This window comes from Methylobacterium variabile (assembly GCF_001043975.1).
Taxonomy (GTDB): Bacteria; Pseudomonadota; Alphaproteobacteria; order Rhizobiales; family Beijerinckiaceae; genus Methylobacterium; species Methylobacterium variabile.
In genome coordinates this window covers 1-2,361 of the sequence record NZ_LABY01000435.1, presented here as the reverse complement: position 1 = coordinate 2,361, position 2,361 = coordinate 1, and the positions used below count along the sequence as shown (strand labels likewise).

General features: G+C 57.8%; 3 protein-coding genes. 2 read left to right on the top strand and 1 reads right to left on the bottom strand.

All coding sequences use genetic code 11. The features are described 5' to 3' along the window. Together VQ02_RS37885 and VQ02_RS37880 are read left to right on the top strand one after the other, a co-directional pair. The coding region (locus VQ02_RS37885) for a hypothetical protein (RefSeq protein WP_209437106.1) at nucleotides 1-738 on the top strand (738 nt) is incomplete at its 5' end. Beyond that, on the top strand, nucleotides 714-1,643 hold the full coding sequence (locus tag VQ02_RS37880; protein ID WP_167350824.1) for a hypothetical protein: 930 nt from the start codon (nucleotides 714-716) through the stop codon (nucleotides 1,641-1,643). The genes VQ02_RS37885 and VQ02_RS37880, both read left to right, overlap by 25 nt. A gap of 39 nt (nucleotides 1,644-1,682) precedes the next feature. On the opposite strand, the gene VQ02_RS33710 is transcribed toward VQ02_RS37880, so the two are convergent. Then, nucleotides 1,683-2,051 (bottom strand): hypothetical protein, encoded by a 369-nt coding sequence (locus VQ02_RS33710; protein ID WP_157080924.1) that lies wholly within the window; start codon nucleotides 2,049-2,051, stop codon nucleotides 1,683-1,685. Between the last annotated feature and the right edge of the window lie 310 nt (nucleotides 2,052-2,361).

The following is a 2,361-nucleotide window of genomic DNA, read 5'->3' as shown; positions in this document are numbered from 1 at the left end:
GGTCGCGGCTGGACGGCGCCGATGTCGGCGTCACGATCGAGCTGCTGCGCTGAGACGATGGCGAGCGCCGCCACGCTCCAGGCGATCGCGACGGGGCTCAACGAGCGGCAGCGGGCCTACCTGCTCGCCGCCTACGACGAGGATCAGGCCCGTGAGGAGAGAAATCGTGGGCCGGGCGGGCCTCCAGCTCGGAAGTGGCGTTGGATCGAGTACGGGCCCGTCGGCCATCAGTGGCTCGATGGGCCGGGATCTCGCCTGCTGCGGGCCAAGCTGGCCGAGTGTGGCCTGGTCAGCCAGGGCACCGGCGCCACGTGGGCGGCACTTGTCGAGCGCGGCCTGCTGACCACCCGATACGAGAACACCGGCATGATCGACACCCGCAGCCGCCGGGCGATCCAGTCCCTCATGGTGCGGCTGACGACCGACGGCCGGAAGGTGTCTCGTCTCCTGCGGGGCGAGCAGCCGACGCGACCGCGGAGCAAGGAACCAAAGCCCCTCTCCCTGTCGGCCCTGCGCCTGGTGGCCTACGGCCAGCAGCACCCCGAGGAGGCGTTCGATTTCCATGACCCCTGGGGGATATGCCCGGTCGATTACCTCGTGATGCTGGGGATCTGCCGAGGTCTGGTGAAGCGCGGCCTGCTCGCCGGCGATCCTCCGTCCAGGCTCAAGATCACGCCGGCAGGCCTCGACTTCGATGTCACCCGCGAGAATAATTGGCACCCCCTATCCAACACATAGGATTTATGATGCCTAGAAACAGCAAGAAAAATATCAACAAGAAAAGAGTTGGCGTATATGACATGACGGAAATGTCCGAAAATCAGTTAAAAAAACTATTCTCTGGGGCCAAAAACCTACACACCATACATACTAAGAACACAAGATATGTTATCAAGGATAATCTTCTAAGAAACATGATTGGTCGCGATAACATTCCCGTAACTAAATCCTTTGACGAAATATATAATGATAAATTAACAGAGATTGATGCTTTATTCAGCGAAACTGCAGCATTGTTTTTCGCGGCACAACAGAATAGCGATGCATTTGATGAGAAATATGCTCAAGTTTTCACTGGATTAATACAGAATGCCCTGAATACATTTGGAAGCGCGGTCATATTATTGAGAAGCAACCTACCTGGACAATGCATGGTTCTACTGAGGCAGGTCATAGAGATATGCAGTACAATCATTCATATTACGGGCGACCCGAAGGCAATCGCGATAGATAAATTCATTGACGGAAAATACCAATCGACTGATTCAATCGGGCAAGCAAAAAAAGCCGTACCGATCATTGGGCATTTCTGGGGGTTTTTGAGCAATTCTTTTGTGCATATAAACTATGCACACACCGCAATCCAACCGGTCCGCGTACATAAACCTGACGACCAAGAGGTCGAGGCAATCATAAAATGCTTAAAGATGACCGTTTGGGTTTGTTATTTGACAGCCGAAATTGCATTTCCCACCGTGCGTCAACATAATCGATACTGGCAAAGGCGCATCCATGATGGCCGACCCGCAGTCGAATATGCACCCAGTCCGGAGGAACGAGATTGGGCAGCCAAATTCTTAGACCTTGAGGACGTTGGTCCTGACGATTTGGAAGCTAACGACGACAAAAGCGATGATAGTTAGCGAACTTGATCGAACGCCCCTCGGACACGAGTTGCGGTGTCAGGACCTGACCGGAGCGAGCAGGTTCGGGTCGTTCGCGGGGCGGCCGGGAGCGGCGTACCGGATCAGGGGAGGGAGCGGACCGAGCACCCGGGCGGCCCGGTAGACCGCCGGCAGGGTTCCCTGCTGGGTCATTGTCGGGGGATCGATCTGGCGGATGATGTTCGCCCGGAAGAGCGCAGTGACGTAGCCCGAGACCGTGCGCTCACGAACGCCGGTCTTCTCCGCCAGGGACCGCACCGTGAACGGTTCCAACTTGAGGTCGCGCAGGCAGGCCCAGACCTGGGCGTTCCGACTGTTGAGCGGCGCCCTCGTCTTGGGGCTTATACGGCGGCGGCGGCGAGGTTTGTCGGAGGGATCGGGAGGCATGCAACCCCTATCGGCGTGCCGATGACTGTCCTTTCGAGGAGGGTCGATCCCCGCATGTGCGGGGGACGTCACGAGTCTCACCCTGAGACTTTTGGTACATGCGGTTGATCCCCGCGCGGGCGGGGGAAGTCGCGAGTCTCACATCGAGACCCTTTGGTACGCTCGGTCGATCCCCGCACTCGCGGGGTTATGGTGGGATCTTATCTCGCCCCGAGCGGTCGGCAACAGGTATCTTCCCCATCTGCCGACCACCCGATCCGTGACGACCGGCCTGATCGACTCGCACAGGCGCCGGGCGATCCAGTCCCTC

Bases quoted from the DNA above. Each gene is read 5' to 3' on its own strand.
- VQ02_RS33710 (WP_157080924.1), bottom strand. From the start codon at position 2,051: ATGCCTCCCGATCCCTCCGACAAACCTCGCCGCCGCCGCCGTATAAGC.